The organism is Streptococcus suis, from assembly GCF_019794615.1.
GTDB lineage: Bacteria > Bacillota > Bacilli > Lactobacillales > Streptococcaceae > Streptococcus > Streptococcus suis_AI.
In genome coordinates this window covers 1-15895 of sequence record NZ_JAIMDU010000022.1, presented here as the reverse complement: position 1 = coordinate 15895, position 15895 = coordinate 1, and the positions used below count along the sequence as shown (strand labels likewise).

Here is a 15895-nt window from a genome sequence, read left to right as displayed (position 1 = left end):
AACCTCATTCTAGAAATATTCTTCTTATTATACCACAGGCAAAAAATATTTTTTAGACAGAGCCTCCTTTTCAGAAAATATTTTCTTATGATTTCTTCACGAGACAAGCTTGCACTATCTCCCATTGACTGTGAACAGATGTTTCCACAAACTGTTGATCATGGGAAACCAAGAGGACACTTCCTTCATATTCCTTCAAGAATGTTTCCAAAGCTTCAATAGCTGCCATATCTAGAAAATTTGTCGGTTCATCTAATATCAAAAGATTTGCATCCGCCAACAATACCTTAGCTAAGGAGAGACGAACACGCTCACCACCAGACAGATTTGCTACCTTCTGCTGAGCCTTATCGTAAGAAAGTCCTAACATACCTAATAAATTGAGAATCGTCATCTTATCTTGAAGAGAGGTACAACTAACATTTTCAAAAGCAGTCTTTTCTTCATCAAGATTTATCAAATCCTGTGCAAAATAAGCAATTTTTAACTTAGGATTATAATAGCCTGCTAATTCTTTCCTTAATAATTTTTGGACAAAACTAGTCTTCCCAGAACCATTCGCCCCAACTAAGGCTAACTTCTCCCCAAACGTCATCCCTATCTGAGGGAAATCAAATAAATACTTTTCCCTAATCCAGAGCTGACCAGCCTGTAAGCGAAAGAGGCTGTGAAGACCAGTATCCAAAGCACCTTTTGCTTCCATCTTCACCCACGCCTCCTTTCTGGGCTGACTGACCTTTTCCAACCTCTCAATCCTTTTCTCTAACTGTTTAGCAGACTTAGCCATTGACTTGGCTTGACTATCATAGGAACCCATCATAGCACTGACTTTCCACTCAGACGATGAAACACCTTTCTTTTTCTTCCCCATCTTCTGAGCCTTGACCTGACGCTCTTGTTGGGCTTTTTTTAGTTGAGCGACTTTTTTCTGATAGGCTTCATAAGCCTCCTGCTGTCCTTCTCTCCTAGCCCGGCGACTTTCTACAAACGCCTCGTAATTCCCTGTATAGACCTGAATACTTCCTTCTTCTAAATGCCAAATGTGACTGGCTATTTGATTGAGAAAATACCGATCATGACTTACAACCAGTAGACTGCCACGATAGCGTTTGATTTGTTTGATTAGCTTTTCCTGGTGTTCTTGATCCAGATTGGCAGTTGGTTCATCCATGATTAACAACTGTGGTCTTTGGGCAAAAGCCTCTTGAATCGACTTCCAAACCTGTTCCCCACCTGAAAGCGAGCCCCTTTCCTGTAGCTGGGGAACATAAGCCCAGTCTGCTTTTACCTCAATCTGACCAGCAAAATCCCTATCCAGTCCCAGTAAGATTTTCAAAAAAGTAGACTTGCCAACACCGTTATTTCCAACCAAACCAACCTTTTGACCAGCTTGAAGGCTCAACTGCTTGATTGTAAACAAACTTCGTCCCGCAAATTCCTTCTCTAATTGAAAACATTTCATTACTTCCATATAGACCTCTTTTCTTCACAAAAAGGGCCCCTATTCTGCTCAATGAACAAGAAAAAAGCCATGCAAAACATGACCTTTCCCTATGGAAAAAGTCACACGAATAGTAAGCCCTTATGAGCAGTCTTATCCCTAGTATTATCGGTTAATATAACCTCACCACAAGTTTTAAGAACGACTAATAAGTAGCTTAATTATTCATGTAACTTCACCTCACGTATTTTATATATTTATTCTAAACAAGTTAAATGAATTTGTCAAATCTTGGTCAAGACAGTCGCCGTATCTGGCGAAGTATCATAAATTTGAAAATCTGTACCTACACCTAAATCAGCTTGTGCCAATTGGTTAACCATGGTCATGTGAGCCAGTTCCTTGATATTATTTTCCTTTGATAAATGCCCTAGGTAAATCTTCTTGGTCCGATTTCCGAGCGAACGAATCATGGCATCTGCACCATCTTCGTTACAAAGATGCCCTTTATCCGACAAAATCCGTTGCTTCAAATTCCAAGAATAGGAACCCGAACGCAGGATTTCAACATCATGATTGGATTCAATCAAATAGGCATCTGCATTTTCCACAATACCCACCATGCGGTCACTGACATAACCAGTATCCGTCAACATAACAAAGGATTTATCATCCTTCATAAAGCGGTAGAACTGCGGACAAGCGGCATCGTGACTAACACCAAATGACTCAATATCCAAGTCTCCAAAAGTCTTCATAGCACCCAATTCGAAGATATGTTTTTGCGCCACATCAATCTTGCCCAATTTGCTCTCCATAGCCTGCCAGGTCAATTCATTGGCATAAATGTCCATCCCATACTTACGCGCTAACACACCTATGCCATGGATATGATCACTATGCTCATGGGTGACTAATATGGCATCAATATCCTCTGGTTTTCGGTCAATTTCTGCCAAAAGGCTGGTGATTTTTTTTCCCGATAAACCTGCATCCACTAAAATTTTCTTTTTATCCGTTTCCAAATAAAAACAATTTCCACTAGACCCTGATGCTAAAATACTATAATTAAAACCTGTCCCGATCATACTCTCCTATTCTTCCTCAGCAACCTCTTCCCACTCATCCAGTGCAATATCCTTACTATATGGTAGGACAATCGTAAATGTCGAACCATGCCCATACTCACTTTTAGCCCAAATGAAACCTTTGTGTTGTTTTACTATTTCTTTTGCAATCGCCAAACCTAAACCTGTGCCACCTTGGGCTCTCGAACGCGCTTTATCTACTCGATAGAAACGATCAAATATTTTAGGCAAATCAGCTTTAGGAATTCCCAAACCTTCATCTGAAATAGAAATAATTAGCTGACTATCTGTCGTTTTCATACTAAAGGTAATGTTTCCCCCATCTGGAGAATACTTGATAGCATTATTCAAAATATTATCCAGTACCTGCGTCATCTTATCAGTATCAATTTCAACCCAAATTGGACTAATCTGGTAATCACGAATAATAGCGTAGGTCTTACCAGCATCAGAATTCTTCATCTGGTCAAAGCGATTCAAGATAAAAGTGACAAAAGCCGTAAAGTTGATTAGCTCTACATCCATCTCTCCAACCTGATTATCAATGCGAGATAAACTTAAAAGATCTGTAATCATCCGCATCATCCGGTTGGTTTCATCTAAGGATACCTTGACAAAACTTGGGGCAACCGATTCAGTCAGAGCTCCCTCATCCAAAGCTTCCAAATATGATTTAACCGAGGTCAACGGTGTACGCAATTCGTGACTAACATTAGAAACAAACAGTCTGCGCTCACGTTCCTCTTTGGCCTGTTCCGTCATATCATGTAGGACAACAACTAACCCCGATATGAGGCCACTTTCACTCCGAATCGTTGCAAAATTAGCTCGCAAGGTCAGAAATTCTTGATTCTCATTAACTTTTTCTAAGACGATTTCAGGTGTTTGAGATAACAACTCACGCAGACTATATTGGTCTTGAAGTTCTAGAACATCAAGTAAAAAATATTGCTCCTGTTTATGATCTTTTAACCCCAGTTGTTTCTGCGCCATATCATTGACCATGATAATTCGGCCAATACGATCTGTAGCAATGACTCCATCACTCATGTAGGAAAGAATGGAACTGAGCCGGATTTTTTCTTGTTCCAGGTGATCGTGCGTTAAACGGATTACTTCTGACAAATCATTCAGTGAATTTGCCATTTCAGTAATCTCTGGACTTCCTCGCAAATCCAATACATCAGAGTAATTACCATCTATCAAGGCGCCAACCTTTTTATTGAGTAATTGAATCTGTTTATTGTCACGATAGTTTTCTATCAACAATACTGTCAATGCAATTAGAAAGCCAATCAAAATAACAACAAACCAAAATTCAGCTGTTGTAATGAGATAGCGTAATTGATTAATCATAAGCTTTTATAAAATAACCTACTCCCCTGCGTGTCAAGATGTATTCTGGACGACTTGGAGTGTCTTCAATTTTTTCACGCAAGCGTCGTACTGTCACATCCACAGTACGTACATCTCCAAAATAATCATATCCCCAAACAGTCTCAAGTAGATGCTCTCGTGTCATGACTTGCCCAATGTGCTTGGCCAAATGATACAATAATTCAAATTCACGGTGTGTTAGTTCAAGTTCTTTTCCATGTTTCTTAGCTACAAAAGCATCTGGAACAATTACCAAATCACCTATCACCAATTCTGGAGTACCAGATGATTCAACTGCTCCTTGCGTCTCAGCCAATTCACTTCGACGAAGAAGAGCTTTTACACGCGCCTGTAATTCACGGTTTGAGAATGGCTTTGTCACGTAGTCATCCGCACCAATTTCAAGCCCGATAACTTTATCAAACTCACTATCTTTAGCTGACAACATTAAAATAGGAACATTACTTGTTTTTCGAATCGTCCGTGCTACTTCTAATCCATCTATTTCTGGAAGCATTAAATCTAAAATAACAATGTCTGGAAACTCTGTTTCAAAAATATCAAGCGCCTCACGTCCATCAAACGCAGTGACTACCTCATATCCTTCACGTGTCATATTGAACTTAATAATATCCGAGATTGGTTTCTCATCATCAACAATTAAAATTTTCTTCATTTTTTATTACCTTTATAATCTTTTATCTATTATATCAAACTTATTTAAAAATTTCATTTTACAAGATATGCATATAATCTTATGTTATGTTTTATGACATGTCATTTATTAAATTGTCTGAATTTACTTGACATTTAATGTTTGCAATGATATGATGCTAATACCCTATTTTTTCTTGAAGGAGATACATATGGCATTAGTAGATTTTAAAAATGTAAATAAATACTACGGCGACTACCACGCCTTACGCAATATAAACTTGGAATTTGAACCTGGACAGGTTGTCGTATTGCTCGGACCATCTGGTTCAGGAAAATCGACACTCATCCGAACTATCAATGGTTTAGAAGCAATTGATGAAGGTCAATTGGTCGTTAATGGTCATGATATTTCTTCCACGTCCATCAAAGAATTAGTTGCCTTACGTAAAGAAGTCGGCATGGTCTTCCAGCATTTTAATCTCTATCCACACAAGACAGTTTTAGAAAACGTTACCCTAGCTCCGACAAAGGTCTTAGGTATTGATAAGGCAACTGCTGAAAAAACTGCTCAAAAATACCTCGAGTTTGTTAACCTTTGGGATAGAAAAGATTCCTATCCTGCTATGCTATCTGGCGGACAAAAACAACGTGTCGCAATTGCACGTGGATTGGCTATGCAACCCGAACTTTTGTTGTTTGATGAACCAACTTCTGCACTCGATCCAGAAACCATTGGTGATGTTTTAGCGGTAATGCAAAAATTAGCGCGAGATGGGATGAACATGATTGTTGTAACGCATGAAATGGGCTTTGCACGTGAGGTTGCTGACCGCATTATCTTCATGGCTGAGGGAGAGGTTTTGGTAGACACGACCGATGTCAATGGATTCTTTGAAAACCCAACCGAACCAAGAGCTAAGCAATTCCTCAGCAAGATCATCAACCACGAATCTGATAAGGTTAAGTTATAGGAGGTACCAATGAAAAAGAAGAATCGTACTCTCTTTCTGACATTTCCACTACTAGTCCTAGTAGCCATACTCCTATTCATAGTTAAACAGCCCATTGCGCAAACAGATACCCCTACAGAATTATCGAACAGTGACCAAGTTCAGGCAATAATCGAGAGAGGTGTTCTCCGAGTTGGTGTCAAACAGGATGTCCCAAACTTCGGTTACAAAAATCCTGATACGGATAAATTTGAAGGTATGGAGATTGATATCGCACGGAAGGTTGCAGATGAACTCGGCGTTGATATTGAATTCACACCTGTTACAGCACAAACTCGTGGCCCCCTACTTGATAATGGTCAAGTAGATATGGTAATCGCTACATTTACTATTACTGATGAACGGAAACTCCTCTATAATTTCACTATTCCTTACTACACAGATGCAGTTGGTTTCTTAGTAAATAAGGATAGTGGCATAAACGATATAGAGGATTTAGATGGTAAAAACATCGGCGTTGCTCAAGGCTCCAATACCCGTACACTTATTTCTGAACTTGCTGATAAATACGGACTTGATGTTAGCTACACAGAGTTAGGTTCATATCCAGAGTTATCTGTTTCCTTACGAGCACATCGCATTGATGCTTTTTCAGTTGACCAATCCATTTTGTCCGGCTACGTAAGTTCCAAGTCTCAACTGATGGACTATAGTTTCTCCGCTTCAAACTACGGTATCGCTACTAAATTATCTAATACGGAACTTAACGACTACTTAAATAGCTTAATTGAAGAATGGACAGCTGATGGTAGTCTTCAAGCCATCTATGATGCCAATGGCCTCAAACCAGTCACAGAAACTGACGAATAGAAAGGTGAAACAATATGACAGTTTTAACAACTAGTCCTTACGCTTGGGAGAATTGGGTCAGTTATTTCAAAGATTTTCCAACCTTTTTCCAAGGTTTTCTCTTTACCTTAGCCATTTCTGTCGGCGCCTTTATCATGGCCATGTTTTTAGGAATTGTCTTTGGTAGTCTCTCTTCAAGTAAAAACAAAATTTTAAAAATCATCGCACGTGTCTATGTTGAATACTATCAGAACACGCCGCTTTTGGTTCAGTTCATGATTGTTTATTATGGACTTCCCCTAATTTCAAATTATGTTCTCATGCCATCCATCTACTGGACAGCTGTTATCTGCGTGGGACTCTATCACGGTGCCTATATCGCAGAGGTCATTCGTGCAGGGATTGAAGCTGTGCCAACTGGGCAAACAGAAGCCGCACTTTCACAGGGATTTACCCAGGCTGAAACCATGCGGATCATCATCTTACCACAGGCCATTCCGACCATTCTGCCACCTTTGACCAACCAAGTAGTAAACTTGATCAAAAATACTGCGACTGTTGCCATCATTTCAGGAGCTGATATTATGTTTATGACAAAATCTTGGTCCGCTATGAATGCCAACTACATCCCAGCCTTTGCTGGCGCTGCTTTTCTTTACTTCATCATGTGCTTCCCTGTTGCAAGCTGGGGCCGACGCATTGAAGAAAAGAATAAGTCTGCCTATTCACACTAATAGGAGGTTGAAAAATGAATTATATTTTAGAATTACTCAAGCCTTCAACCTTCCAACTCTTGTGGAGTGGATTGAAGTTAACACTCTATATCTCAAGCATTTCGGTAATCCTCTCCATTCTTTTTGGAATGATTCTCGCCATCATGCGCAACGGAAAAAATCCAATTTTCAAGTGGATTGCAACGATTTATATTGAATTTGTGCGTAATGTACCAAACTTGCTGTGGATTTTCACAGTTTTCCTAGTCTTCCAAATGAAGTCAACACCCGCTAGTATTACTGCTTTTACTATTTTTACCACGGCAGCCATGGCCGAGATTATCCGTGGTGGTCTCAACGCCATTGGACCTGGGCAGACCGAAGCTGGTTTGTCACAGGGTTTTACCCCAGTACAAATCATGGTCTATATCATCATGCCACAGGCCATTCGCAAGATGTTGCCAGCCATCATCTCGCAGATTGTAACAGTCATTAAGGACACTAGTTTCCTCTACTCCGTTATCGCCCTGCAAGAACTCTTTGGTTCTAGTCAAATCCTCATGGGACGATACTTTGAGGCAGAACAAGTCTTTGCCCTTTACCTCATAGTTGCTTTCATCTACTTTATCATCAACTTTGCCATTTCAAGTCTGTCACGCTATGTGGCAAAGTCTTGGGCGAGCAGTATAGAATAAGATTTCTCCCAGCCAGTCGGTTGGGAGTTTTTGCTGTCAAAAAAGAAGCCCATTCGGACTTCTTGCTTTATTTATTCTTCTTCTGCTGGTCTTGACTTGCGGGCAATATCTGCTAAGATATGGTCCACAAATTCTGACACTGACTGAGTTTGCGTTGCCTTGCTTCCGTATCGACGGACGTTGACAGCATTGTCTTCCATTTCCTTGTCACCGACGATGAGCTGGTATGGAATCTTGCTGGTCTGACTCTGACGAATCTTGTACTGCATCTTCTCGTTACGTTCATCCACGTGTACGCGAACACCACGGTCTTGCAATTCTTTTGCAACCTTCCAAGCGTAATCCAAGTGAGCTTCCACAGAGATTGGAATCATAGTCACTTGGGTTGGAGCCAACCAAGTTGGGAAGGCACCCTTGTAGGTTTCAATCAAGATGGCAGTGAAGCGTTCCATAGTTGAGATAACACCGCGGTGAATCATAACTGGGCGGTGCTCCTCGCCGTCAGCACCGATGTAGGTCAGACCAAAGCGTTCTGGCAAAAGGAAGTCCAACTGAATGGTTGACAGAGTTTCCTCGTTACCAAGGGCAGTTCTCACCTGGATATCCAATTTTGGACCGTAGAAGGCCGCTTCACCTTCTGCTTCAAAGTAATCCACGCCCATTTCATCCATGGCACCCTTCAACATACGCTGGGCATTTTCCCACATCTCATCGTTGTCATAGTACTTCTCTTTGTCCTCTGGATCACGATAAGATAGGCGGAAACGGTAGTCGTTTAGGTTGAAATCAGCATACACATCGATAATCAACTGGAGAGCTTTTTTGAACTCTTCTTGGATTTGCTCAGGTGTCACGAAAATATGACCGTCGTTAAGAGTCATCTCACGTACACGCTGCAAACCAGTAAGAGCACCAGATTTTTCATAGCGGTGCATCATACCAAGCTCAGCGATACGCACTGGCAATTCGCGGTAAGAACGCACATGGTTTTTATAAACTTGAATGTGGTGCGGGCAGTTCATCGGACGAAGCACAAACTCCTCACCGTCACCCATGTCCATAGTTGGGAACATATCTTCATGGTAATGATCCCAGTGACCTGAAGTCTTATAGAGTTCAACAGAAGCCAATGGTGGCGTATATACGTGCTGGTAGCCTGAAGCCAATTCCTTGTCTGTGATGTAACGCTCCAAGGTACGACGGATAGTCGCTCCATTTGGCAACCAGAATGGCAAACCTTGACCAACCTCTTGGCTAATCATGAAAAGATCCAATTCCTTACCAAGTTTACGGTGGTCACGCTCTTTGGCCTCTTCACGCATTTGCAGGTATGCTTTGAGGTCTTTCTTGTCAAACCAAGCTGTACCATAAACACGTTGCATCATCGGATTTTCGCTCTTACCACGCCAGTATGCACCAGCCACATTGAGCAATTCAAAAATCTGGATACGACCTGTTGACGGAACGTGTGGGCCACGGCAGAGGTCAACGTATTCACCCTGAGTATAAATGGTCAAACCGCCCTCATCATCAGAGTGCTCGTGAATCAATTCCAACTTGTATGGATCATTTTTGAAAATCTCAAGAGCTTCTTCCTTGGTCACCTCACGGCGTTCGGAAGGGAAGTTTTCTTTGACAATCTTCATCATTTCTTCCTGAATGCGTGGTAGGTCTTCATTTGAAATCTGGCCAGCCACATTGTCCGTGTCATAGTAGAAACCGTCCTGAATAGCTGGACCAACCCCCAACTTGATGTCTGGGAAAAGACGACGAGCCGCTTGGGCAAACAAGTGGGCAGCTGAGTGACGCAAGATATCCAAGGCATCCTCATGATCGGGCGTTACGATTTCAAGCGAGCCGTCCTCTTCAATGGCACGAGTAGTGTCAATCAATTTACCATTGAACTTACCAGCAAGAGCCTTTTTCGCCAAAGACTTGCTGATGCTCTCTGCAATTTCAAAAGTAGTCACACCAGCTTGGTACTCACGAACAGCACCATCTGGGAAAGTAATGTTAATCATGGTTATCTCCTTATTATTTATTTTTAATCCCTAATAACTCTTCTTTTTGAGCTAAAAAGGTTTCCATTTCTTTTTGAATATCGATATCGAGGCGGTAAGCCAATGCGATCAACCACCAGATATTTTCAGCCAGTTTCTGCTCCAAGGTATAGGGCGTTTCGTCATAGTAACGACCCTGCTTGGTCATAATGAGACGATTCATATTGCCAATATCGTTAGTCAAAGCCAAGAGGTCCTCTTCAATAGACCACTCTTTGTCGTGGTGCTTGACCTCCAACTCTCTGTAAGCCTTGCGAATAGTTTTGCAACGGTCAATCGTTTCTTGTGGAATGCTGGTCAACTTCATCTCCTTATTTTGTCAAAAATGAAAATACGACATCCTCGCAAAAGGACGTCGTAACGTGGTTCCACCTTCATTCGTAGCCCAACTAAAAAGCCTGACTACCTCAGAATGGCGATAAGGGAACCACCCTTTTATGTTTGCATAAAATCATACCGAGTAGTGTCAATTCTATCCTCTATGTGCTTGCACCCACCGCACACTCTCTCAAAGATTTCCTAGAATTGATAAGTCTCTAACAGCTATTATAACAGGATTTCCTGATTTTTCAAGGATTTTTCTTCATTTTCTTCCTTTGGGTAAATAGCAGAGCTCCTATCCCATTTCCAATCAGAGCACATAAGGTGTAGACAATCTGATAAAGTAGAATCCATTCCCTAAAGAAGAAGATGGTTACAGGATAAAGTAGCAATACCAAGGCAAGAAGGCTAGGAGAAAAGCCATTAAAAAATCCATAAAGAAGACCCGTTAGGAATAACACAATGGGTGTATAGAGTAATATATTCCCAACCACCAGCTCCTTAGAAAGCATGGTGTCACTAATCAGATGAAAGGCAATCAAGTAAATACCTGCATACATGAAAAGTATAATAAGCGCAACTATAGCCAGATTCTTGCAACTTTCCTTTTGTAATCTTTCCATTTGAAACCTCCAAATTAATCAAAGAAATTCCGAATAGACTTCACCTGTTCAACAGATTTTTTTAGTATCCTTGCTGTGGTATCTGTTGATTTGACTACTGCTTTACGTGGTAAATAAATGGCTTCTTTTAACAATACTTCAGCCACACTATCTTGATTTGTATGCTGTTTTCTGAAATCATATGAAATTTTCAAATCGAGATAGTATTCAAACACTCTGCGTCCGAAATTAGTCGCGGAAATTTCATATAATTTTTTTTCCAAAACATGAGGATTCATAGGAGGGGTCATAACAATTGCTTCAATAACCGCATCTGAAATTTCCTCTTCATGTAAAAATAGCGTTCCAAACATCTTATCAGTGATAACATTAGACAAATAGGGATTCGAGTGAGCGATAATGGGGGTTCCCGTTGCCAAGCTCTCTAAGAAGGTCAACCCTTGGGTTTCACTTGTTGAAGCCGAAATAAAGAAATCGGCAGCTTTATAATACAGAGCAGTATCACTTGGAGCAACCATTCCCGTCATCTGAACAGAATCTGTCAGTCCCAATTCAACAATCATATCCTGCAAAGCTGTCTCATATGGCCCACCACCAACAATAACTAGTTTTACCTTTGGATTGTCCGCCAAAATGTTCGGCATTGCTTTAATAACAGCCTGAATATTCTTTTCATGTGAGATACGAGATAGACTGAGTAACATAGTTTCATCCGGTCCAATGCCCAGTTGTTCCCTTAATTCCTCAATGTCCGAAGGACAGATTTCAGGGCGGTCAAATTTTGCCAAGTCAATCCCTGTTGGTATGACCCTTTTTGGAATAGGAACATTGTATCGTACCAATAGTTCCTCAACAATTTCACTTGGGCAAATGACACCATCCAAATCATGCAGGAACGAGCGAGCAAAATATTTTATCATTCCAGGACGAATCAACCGTCCCTTAGCGATATAGTGTACATAATCCTCATATTGAGTATGATAGGTATGCACAACAGGAACTTGTAGTTCTTTTGCAACCATCTTACCTAGAATACCTAAGGTAAATTCTGTCTGGGTGTGAACCAAGTCCAACTTATAGCGACTAGCTATCTTTAAGGCATCTGTAAAACCAGCATAGGCTACTCGCCGGTCTTTAAATGCGAAAAATGGAACACTTGGAATACGTATAATATCCCAATCCTCGTAGCGATTGACACCCTCATCTGTTGTTGTAAAAATAAATACTGTATGACCTAATTTTTCAAGCTCAGTTTTGAGAGTTCGAATCGAAGTTGCCACACCCGAAACTTGTGGAAAATAGGTATCTGTAAATAATCCAATCCGCATGCTTTCTCCCATTTTATGTATTATGATTTAGCTAAATCAGCCTGCTCTTGGTAAAAGGCAAGCCACTTTTCAAGTAAGGCTTCCGGAGAATAATAGTTAGAAATCTCTCCCACTTTATTTGTCAACTCAACCAGCTGATTTGGTTGACTCTGCAACGTTTCTATAGCCGTTTTCATTTCATCCATATTTTTTACCGGCAAATACATTCCCTCGAGAATAACCTTGTACAAATCAATGTCTCGCAACATGATGGCTGTACCGCAACTGGCTGCTTCTAAAATCGTCATTGGGAACAATTCGCTATAACTAGGTAAAAAGAAAACATCAGCCATGTTATACAATTTTAGCATTTCTTCTGCTTCAACTATCCCTGTGAAAACGAGATTTTTAGGAGGCTGTTCCATTAATTTTTTGTATTCTGCATGTCCATCAGTCATATTACCAAATGAAAAACCACCTGCCCAAACAAAGGTCACATCTGGACATTCTCTTGCTAATTGTGCAAAGTCATCAATTCCTTTTCGTCTCTGCACTTGCCCTGCACCTAATACAACAAATTGCTCTGGAGAAATTGCGTAGTGTTTTCGAACATCTTGCACTTCTTCTGTTGAAAGAGGATGCCACTGATCACGATTTACAAAGTTTGGTAAATAAGTAATTTTATCACGTGAAATTCCATACTCCACCAAATCATCTATGAAATTCGGATTGACGACCACTAACTGGTCCATACGATTATAAAAGGTGATCACATACCAAGATACAAGAGGAGCAAGAAAACGTGGAATTTGTAAGCTACCTTCAAGAGTATCAGGAAGAAAATGCACATAACCAACTCGTCGCCCTGTTCTTTTCTTGAAAAATGTCGTCAAAAAAAAGATAGGATCGATGGTATGGTAATGGGTTACATCCGCCTTACCAAATAGTTTTTCTTGAATGTCTAGCTGAGTTGTTCCACGTTCTCGCAATAAGTGCATCAGTTCTCTATAGGCCCCTGATACCCCTTGTCCCTTTACTTTTTCGCTAGAACTTAACATGTTTATGACTAATTTCTTTGTACTCATATATGTATTATACACTACTTTTTCAAATAGTGAAACCGCGAACAGATAGGGAAATTCCTTACCTATTTCTGAAAAAATAAAAAGAAGCCGACTGATTCGTTCGACTTCTGAATCCTTATTTTGTAGATTTACGTTCCTTGATACCATGATTCAAGATAACTTCGCGATTATCCAATTCTTCCTTGTGCATAATTTTTGTCAACATACGCATGGCAATTGCACCGATATCGTAGATTGGTTGATTGATGGACGTCAGATTTGGACGAGTATATTTTGTTACCTGTGAATCATCACTTGTAATGATTTCAAATTCTTCAGGAACCTTTATACCACGATCACTAATACCATTTAACAAACCAGCAGCGATTTCATCTTCAGCAACATATGCTGCAGTTGCTCCCGCATTCAAGACACGTTCCGCCAAGGCATAGCCTTCTTCATATTTGTATTTTGATTCAAAGACAAGACCTTCATTAAACTCTAAACCACTCGCTTGAAGTCCTTCTTTGTAACCAGAAAAACGAACTTTCCCATTGATGTCATCAACCAATGGACCTGAAACAAAGGCAATCTTTTGGTTATTTTTAGCAAGTAATTTTACTGCATCACTACTTGCAGCTGCGTAGTCAATATTGACACTTGGCAATTGGTGTTCCAAATCGACAGTACCTGCTAATACAATCGGAGTGCGTGAACGCGAAAATTCTGCACGAATCTTATCTGTCAGATGATAGCCCATGAAGATAATACCATCGACTTGCTTAGAAAACAATGTATTGACTACATTAATTTCTTTCTCGTCATTTTCATCACTGTTTGCCAACACGATATTATACTTATACATATCAGCAATGTCATCAATACCCTTAGCCAAGGTTGCAAAGTAGGCATTGGCAATATTTGGAATCACAACCCCCACAGTTGTCGTTTTTTTACTTGCCAAACCACGCGCAACAGCATTTGGGCGATAATCTAATCGATCAATCACCTCTAACACCTTTTTACGAGTATTTTCCTTGACATTTTTATTACCATTGACTACACGACTGACTGTAGCCATTGACACACCAGCTTCACGCGCAACGTCATAAATCGTCACGGTATCGTCTGTATTCATCATCTATTTATACTTCCTTTCTTAAATCAAATTTCTATGAAAATTACGCTTTCACTCAATCATAGTGTATCATTTTTTGAAACCACTTTCAAGAGAAAATCGCAATTTTTTCCTTTGTACTTGCAAATTTTTTGATTTTTTGAAACAATAGTCAATATAATAAAAGAAAATTTCAAAATAATTACCAAATTTGAAAGGAAAAGCCATGTCAAAATTGCAACACGTCCAAAATTACCTCGATTCAAATAAATTAGATTTAGCAATCTTTTCAGATCCAATTAGCATTTATTACCTGACAGGTTACCTCAGTGATCCACATGAGCGCCATATGTTGCTCTTTGTCATGCCTGATCATGAATCACTCCTGTTCCTTCCTGCCTTGGATGTGGAGCGTGCAGTTGCCACCGTTGATTTTCCAGTCGCTGGATATATGGATTCAGAAAATCCATGGCAAATCATCAAAAATAAACTTCCTCAAAAACATTTCTCAGCGATTGGTGCTGAATTTGACAACCTAAACCTAACACGTTATCATGGTCTTCAATCCATCTTCAATCAACCATTCTCTGATATTACACCATTAATCAATACTATGAAATTGATCAAGTCGCGTGATGAAATAGAAAAAATGTTGGTTGCTGGTGAATTTGCAGATAAAGCAATGCAAGTTGGCTTTAATAATATCTCACTCAACGTAACAGAAACGGATATCATTGCTCAGATTGAATTTGAAATGAAAAAACAAGGCATTTCAAAAATGAGCTTTGATACCATGGTCTTAACAGGAAATAATGCCGCTAACCCTCACGGAATTCCATCGACAAACAAAATCGAAAATGACGCTCTGCTATTGTTCGACCTTGGTGTAGAAACTTTGGGATATACTTCCGATATGACGCGCACAGTCGCTGTCGGTAAGCCAGACCAGTTTAAACAGGATATTTACAACTTAACTTTAGAGGCTCATATGGCTGCAGTTAATATGATCAAGCCTGGTGTGACCGCTAGTGAAATTGACTATGCCGCACGATCAGTGATTGAAAAAGCTGGTTATGGTGAATATTTCAACCACCGTCTTGGACATGGTTTGGGCATGAGTGTTCACGAATTTCCATCTATTATGGAAGGCAACGACCTGGTTATCAAAGAAGGCATGTGCTTCTCAGTTGAACCTGGTATTTATATTCCAGGAAAAGTTGGTGTCCGGATTGAAGACTGCGGTTATGTCACAGAAACTGGATTTGAACTCTTTACAAAAACACCAAAAGAACTCTTGTATTTTGAAGGTTAATGGGAACCAATCGTTTCTTCTCTCCTCAAAGCTCGTTGGCAACAGTTCCTTTTGATGTTAAATAGAAGTGCTTTAAAGCCGATTATTAAAATAAAAGCATACGATCATGTTACCGAAGAGTTTCATAATCGTATGCTTTATTTATTTTTATGCGTGTCTAACAAAATTGTAAGAAAGCCTTTATTATTTTTCATTTTTTTAAACTATTTAATACTAATGTCTTTTATAATAGCTTTTCATATATTATATAATCAATCTTTATAAGTCCTTTTATAAATTTCTTTTCTACCATTTTCGATAAATTCCTGTTTAATATTTTTA

The 15895-nt window shown here is 39.9% G+C and carries 15 protein-coding genes; 5 read left to right on the top strand and 10 right to left on the bottom strand.

Annotation, left to right across the window (positions count from 1 at the left end; genetic code table 11):
- Window positions 1–85: 85 nt before the first annotated feature.
- The 4 genes from vga(F) to yycF all read right to left on the bottom strand — a co-directional run bounded on the left by vga(F) (window position 86) and on the right by yycF (window position 4582).
- Window positions 86–1471, bottom strand: coding sequence for an ABC-F type ribosomal protection protein Vga(F) (gene vga(F), locus K6V43_RS07220; RefSeq protein WP_222382448.1), 1386 nt, complete (start codon window positions 1469–1471; stop codon window positions 86–88).
- Between the two features lie 254 nt (window positions 1472–1725).
- On the bottom strand, window positions 1726–2529 hold the full coding sequence (locus K6V43_RS07215; RefSeq protein WP_024396184.1) for an exodeoxyribonuclease WalJ: 804 nt from the start codon (window positions 2527–2529) through the stop codon (window positions 1726–1728).
- Between the two features lie 6 nt (window positions 2530–2535).
- On the bottom strand, window positions 2536–3885 hold the full coding sequence (vicK, locus tag K6V43_RS07210) for a cell wall metabolism sensor histidine kinase VicK (protein ID WP_024396183.1): 1350 nt from the start codon (window positions 3883–3885) through the stop codon (window positions 2536–2538).
- Window positions 3878–4582 (bottom strand): response regulator YycF, encoded by a 705-nt coding sequence (gene yycF, locus K6V43_RS07205; protein WP_024396182.1) that lies wholly within the window; start codon window positions 4580–4582, stop codon window positions 3878–3880. The genes vicK and yycF overlap by 8 nt, the downstream gene beginning before the upstream one ends.
- A gap of 190 nt (window positions 4583–4772) precedes the next feature.
- Between yycF and K6V43_RS07200 the strand changes: the two genes are divergently transcribed.
- Genes K6V43_RS07200 through K6V43_RS07185 form a run of 4 tightly spaced genes read left to right on the top strand, consistent with a single transcriptional unit; the run spans window position 4773 to window position 7770 of the window.
- Window positions 4773–5534, top strand: coding sequence for an amino acid ABC transporter ATP-binding protein (locus K6V43_RS07200; RefSeq protein WP_024391259.1), 762 nt, complete (start codon window positions 4773–4775; stop codon window positions 5532–5534).
- Between the two features lie 9 nt (window positions 5535–5543).
- Window positions 5544–6383: a transporter substrate-binding domain-containing protein gene (locus tag K6V43_RS07195; RefSeq protein ID WP_222382446.1), complete on the top strand. Its 840-nt coding sequence runs from the start codon at window positions 5544–5546 to the stop codon at window positions 6381–6383.
- Window positions 6384–6397: 14 nt separating this feature from the next.
- Window positions 6398–7096: an amino acid ABC transporter permease gene (locus tag K6V43_RS07190; RefSeq protein ID WP_105127454.1), complete on the top strand. Its 699-nt coding sequence runs from the start codon at window positions 6398–6400 to the stop codon at window positions 7094–7096.
- Window positions 7097–7110: 14 nt separating this feature from the next.
- Window positions 7111–7770: an amino acid ABC transporter permease gene (locus K6V43_RS07185; RefSeq protein WP_222382444.1), complete on the top strand. Its 660-nt coding sequence runs from the start codon at window positions 7111–7113 to the stop codon at window positions 7768–7770.
- Between the two features lie 71 nt (window positions 7771–7841).
- On the opposite strand, the gene thrS is transcribed toward K6V43_RS07185, so the two are convergent.
- From thrS to ccpA, 6 genes are all read right to left on the bottom strand, one after another.
- Window positions 7842–9791 carry a threonine--tRNA ligase gene (thrS, locus tag K6V43_RS07180; protein WP_160864595.1) on the bottom strand — a complete coding sequence of 650 codons (1950 nt, stop codon included), beginning with the start codon at window positions 9789–9791 and terminating at the stop codon, window positions 7842–7844.
- Between the two features lie 13 nt (window positions 9792–9804).
- Entirely contained in the window at window positions 9805–10131 is a 327-nt protein-coding gene (locus K6V43_RS07175; RefSeq protein WP_419580009.1) for a nucleoside triphosphate pyrophosphohydrolase family protein, read from the bottom strand.
- 268 nt (window positions 10132–10399) lie between these two features.
- Window positions 10400–10774 (bottom strand): hypothetical protein, encoded by a 375-nt coding sequence (locus K6V43_RS07170; protein WP_024391252.1) that lies wholly within the window; start codon window positions 10772–10774, stop codon window positions 10400–10402.
- 14 nt (window positions 10775–10788) lie between these two features.
- Window positions 10789–12102: a glycosyltransferase family 4 protein gene (locus tag K6V43_RS07165; protein WP_024391251.1), complete on the bottom strand. Its 1314-nt coding sequence runs from the start codon at window positions 12100–12102 to the stop codon at window positions 10789–10791.
- A 20-nt stretch (window positions 12103–12122) separates the two neighbouring features.
- Window positions 12123–13166 carry a glycosyltransferase family 4 protein gene (locus K6V43_RS07160; RefSeq protein WP_222382442.1) on the bottom strand — a complete coding sequence of 348 codons (1044 nt, stop codon included), beginning with the start codon at window positions 13164–13166 and terminating at the stop codon, window positions 12123–12125.
- Between the two features lie 115 nt (window positions 13167–13281).
- Entirely contained in the window at window positions 13282–14283 is a 1002-nt protein-coding gene (ccpA, locus tag K6V43_RS07155) for a catabolite control protein A (RefSeq protein WP_105127495.1), read from the bottom strand.
- 205 nt (window positions 14284–14488) lie between these two features.
- On the opposite strand from ccpA, the gene K6V43_RS07150 reads away from it, so the two are divergent.
- Complete coding sequence (locus tag K6V43_RS07150; protein ID WP_222382440.1) at window positions 14489–15574, top strand: M24 family metallopeptidase; 1086 nt, start codon at window positions 14489–14491, stop codon at window positions 15572–15574.
- Window positions 15575–15895: the final 321 nt, after the last annotated feature.

What these genes read in the sequence shown, in the direction of transcription:
- K6V43_RS07215 (WP_024396184.1), bottom strand. Translation starts at nt 2,529, where the DNA reads ATGATCGGGACAGGTTTTAATTATAGTATTTTAGCATCAGGGTCTAGT.
- vicK (WP_024396183.1), bottom strand. Translation starts at nt 3,885, where the DNA reads ATGATTAATCAATTACGCTATCTCATTACAACAGCTGAATTTTGGTTT.
- yycF (WP_024396182.1), bottom strand. Translation starts at nt 4,582, where the DNA reads ATGAAGAAAATTTTAATTGTTGATGATGAGAAACCAATCTCGGATATT.
- K6V43_RS07200 (WP_024391259.1), top strand. Translation starts at nt 4,773, where the DNA reads ATGGCATTAGTAGATTTTAAAAATGTAAATAAATACTACGGCGACTAC.
- K6V43_RS07195 (WP_222382446.1), top strand. Translation starts at nt 5,544, where the DNA reads ATGAAAAAGAAGAATCGTACTCTCTTTCTGACATTTCCACTACTAGTC.
- K6V43_RS07190 (WP_105127454.1), top strand. Translation starts at nt 6,398, where the DNA reads ATGACAGTTTTAACAACTAGTCCTTACGCTTGGGAGAATTGGGTCAGT.
- K6V43_RS07185 (WP_222382444.1), top strand. Translation starts at nt 7,111, where the DNA reads ATGAATTATATTTTAGAATTACTCAAGCCTTCAACCTTCCAACTCTTG.
- thrS (WP_160864595.1), bottom strand. Translation starts at nt 9,791, where the DNA reads ATGATTAACATTACTTTCCCAGATGGTGCTGTTCGTGAGTACCAAGCT.
- K6V43_RS07170 (WP_024391252.1), bottom strand. Translation starts at nt 10,774, where the DNA reads ATGGAAAGATTACAAAAGGAAAGTTGCAAGAATCTGGCTATAGTTGCG.
- K6V43_RS07165 (WP_024391251.1), bottom strand. Translation starts at nt 12,102, where the DNA reads ATGCGGATTGGATTATTTACAGATACCTATTTTCCACAAGTTTCGGGT.
- K6V43_RS07160 (WP_222382442.1), bottom strand. Translation starts at nt 13,166, where the DNA reads ATGAGTACAAAGAAATTAGTCATAAACATGTTAAGTTCTAGCGAAAAA.
- ccpA (WP_105127495.1), bottom strand. Translation starts at nt 14,283, where the DNA reads ATGAATACAGACGATACCGTGACGATTTATGACGTTGCGCGTGAAGCT.
- K6V43_RS07150 (WP_222382440.1), top strand. Translation starts at nt 14,489, where the DNA reads ATGTCAAAATTGCAACACGTCCAAAATTACCTCGATTCAAATAAATTA.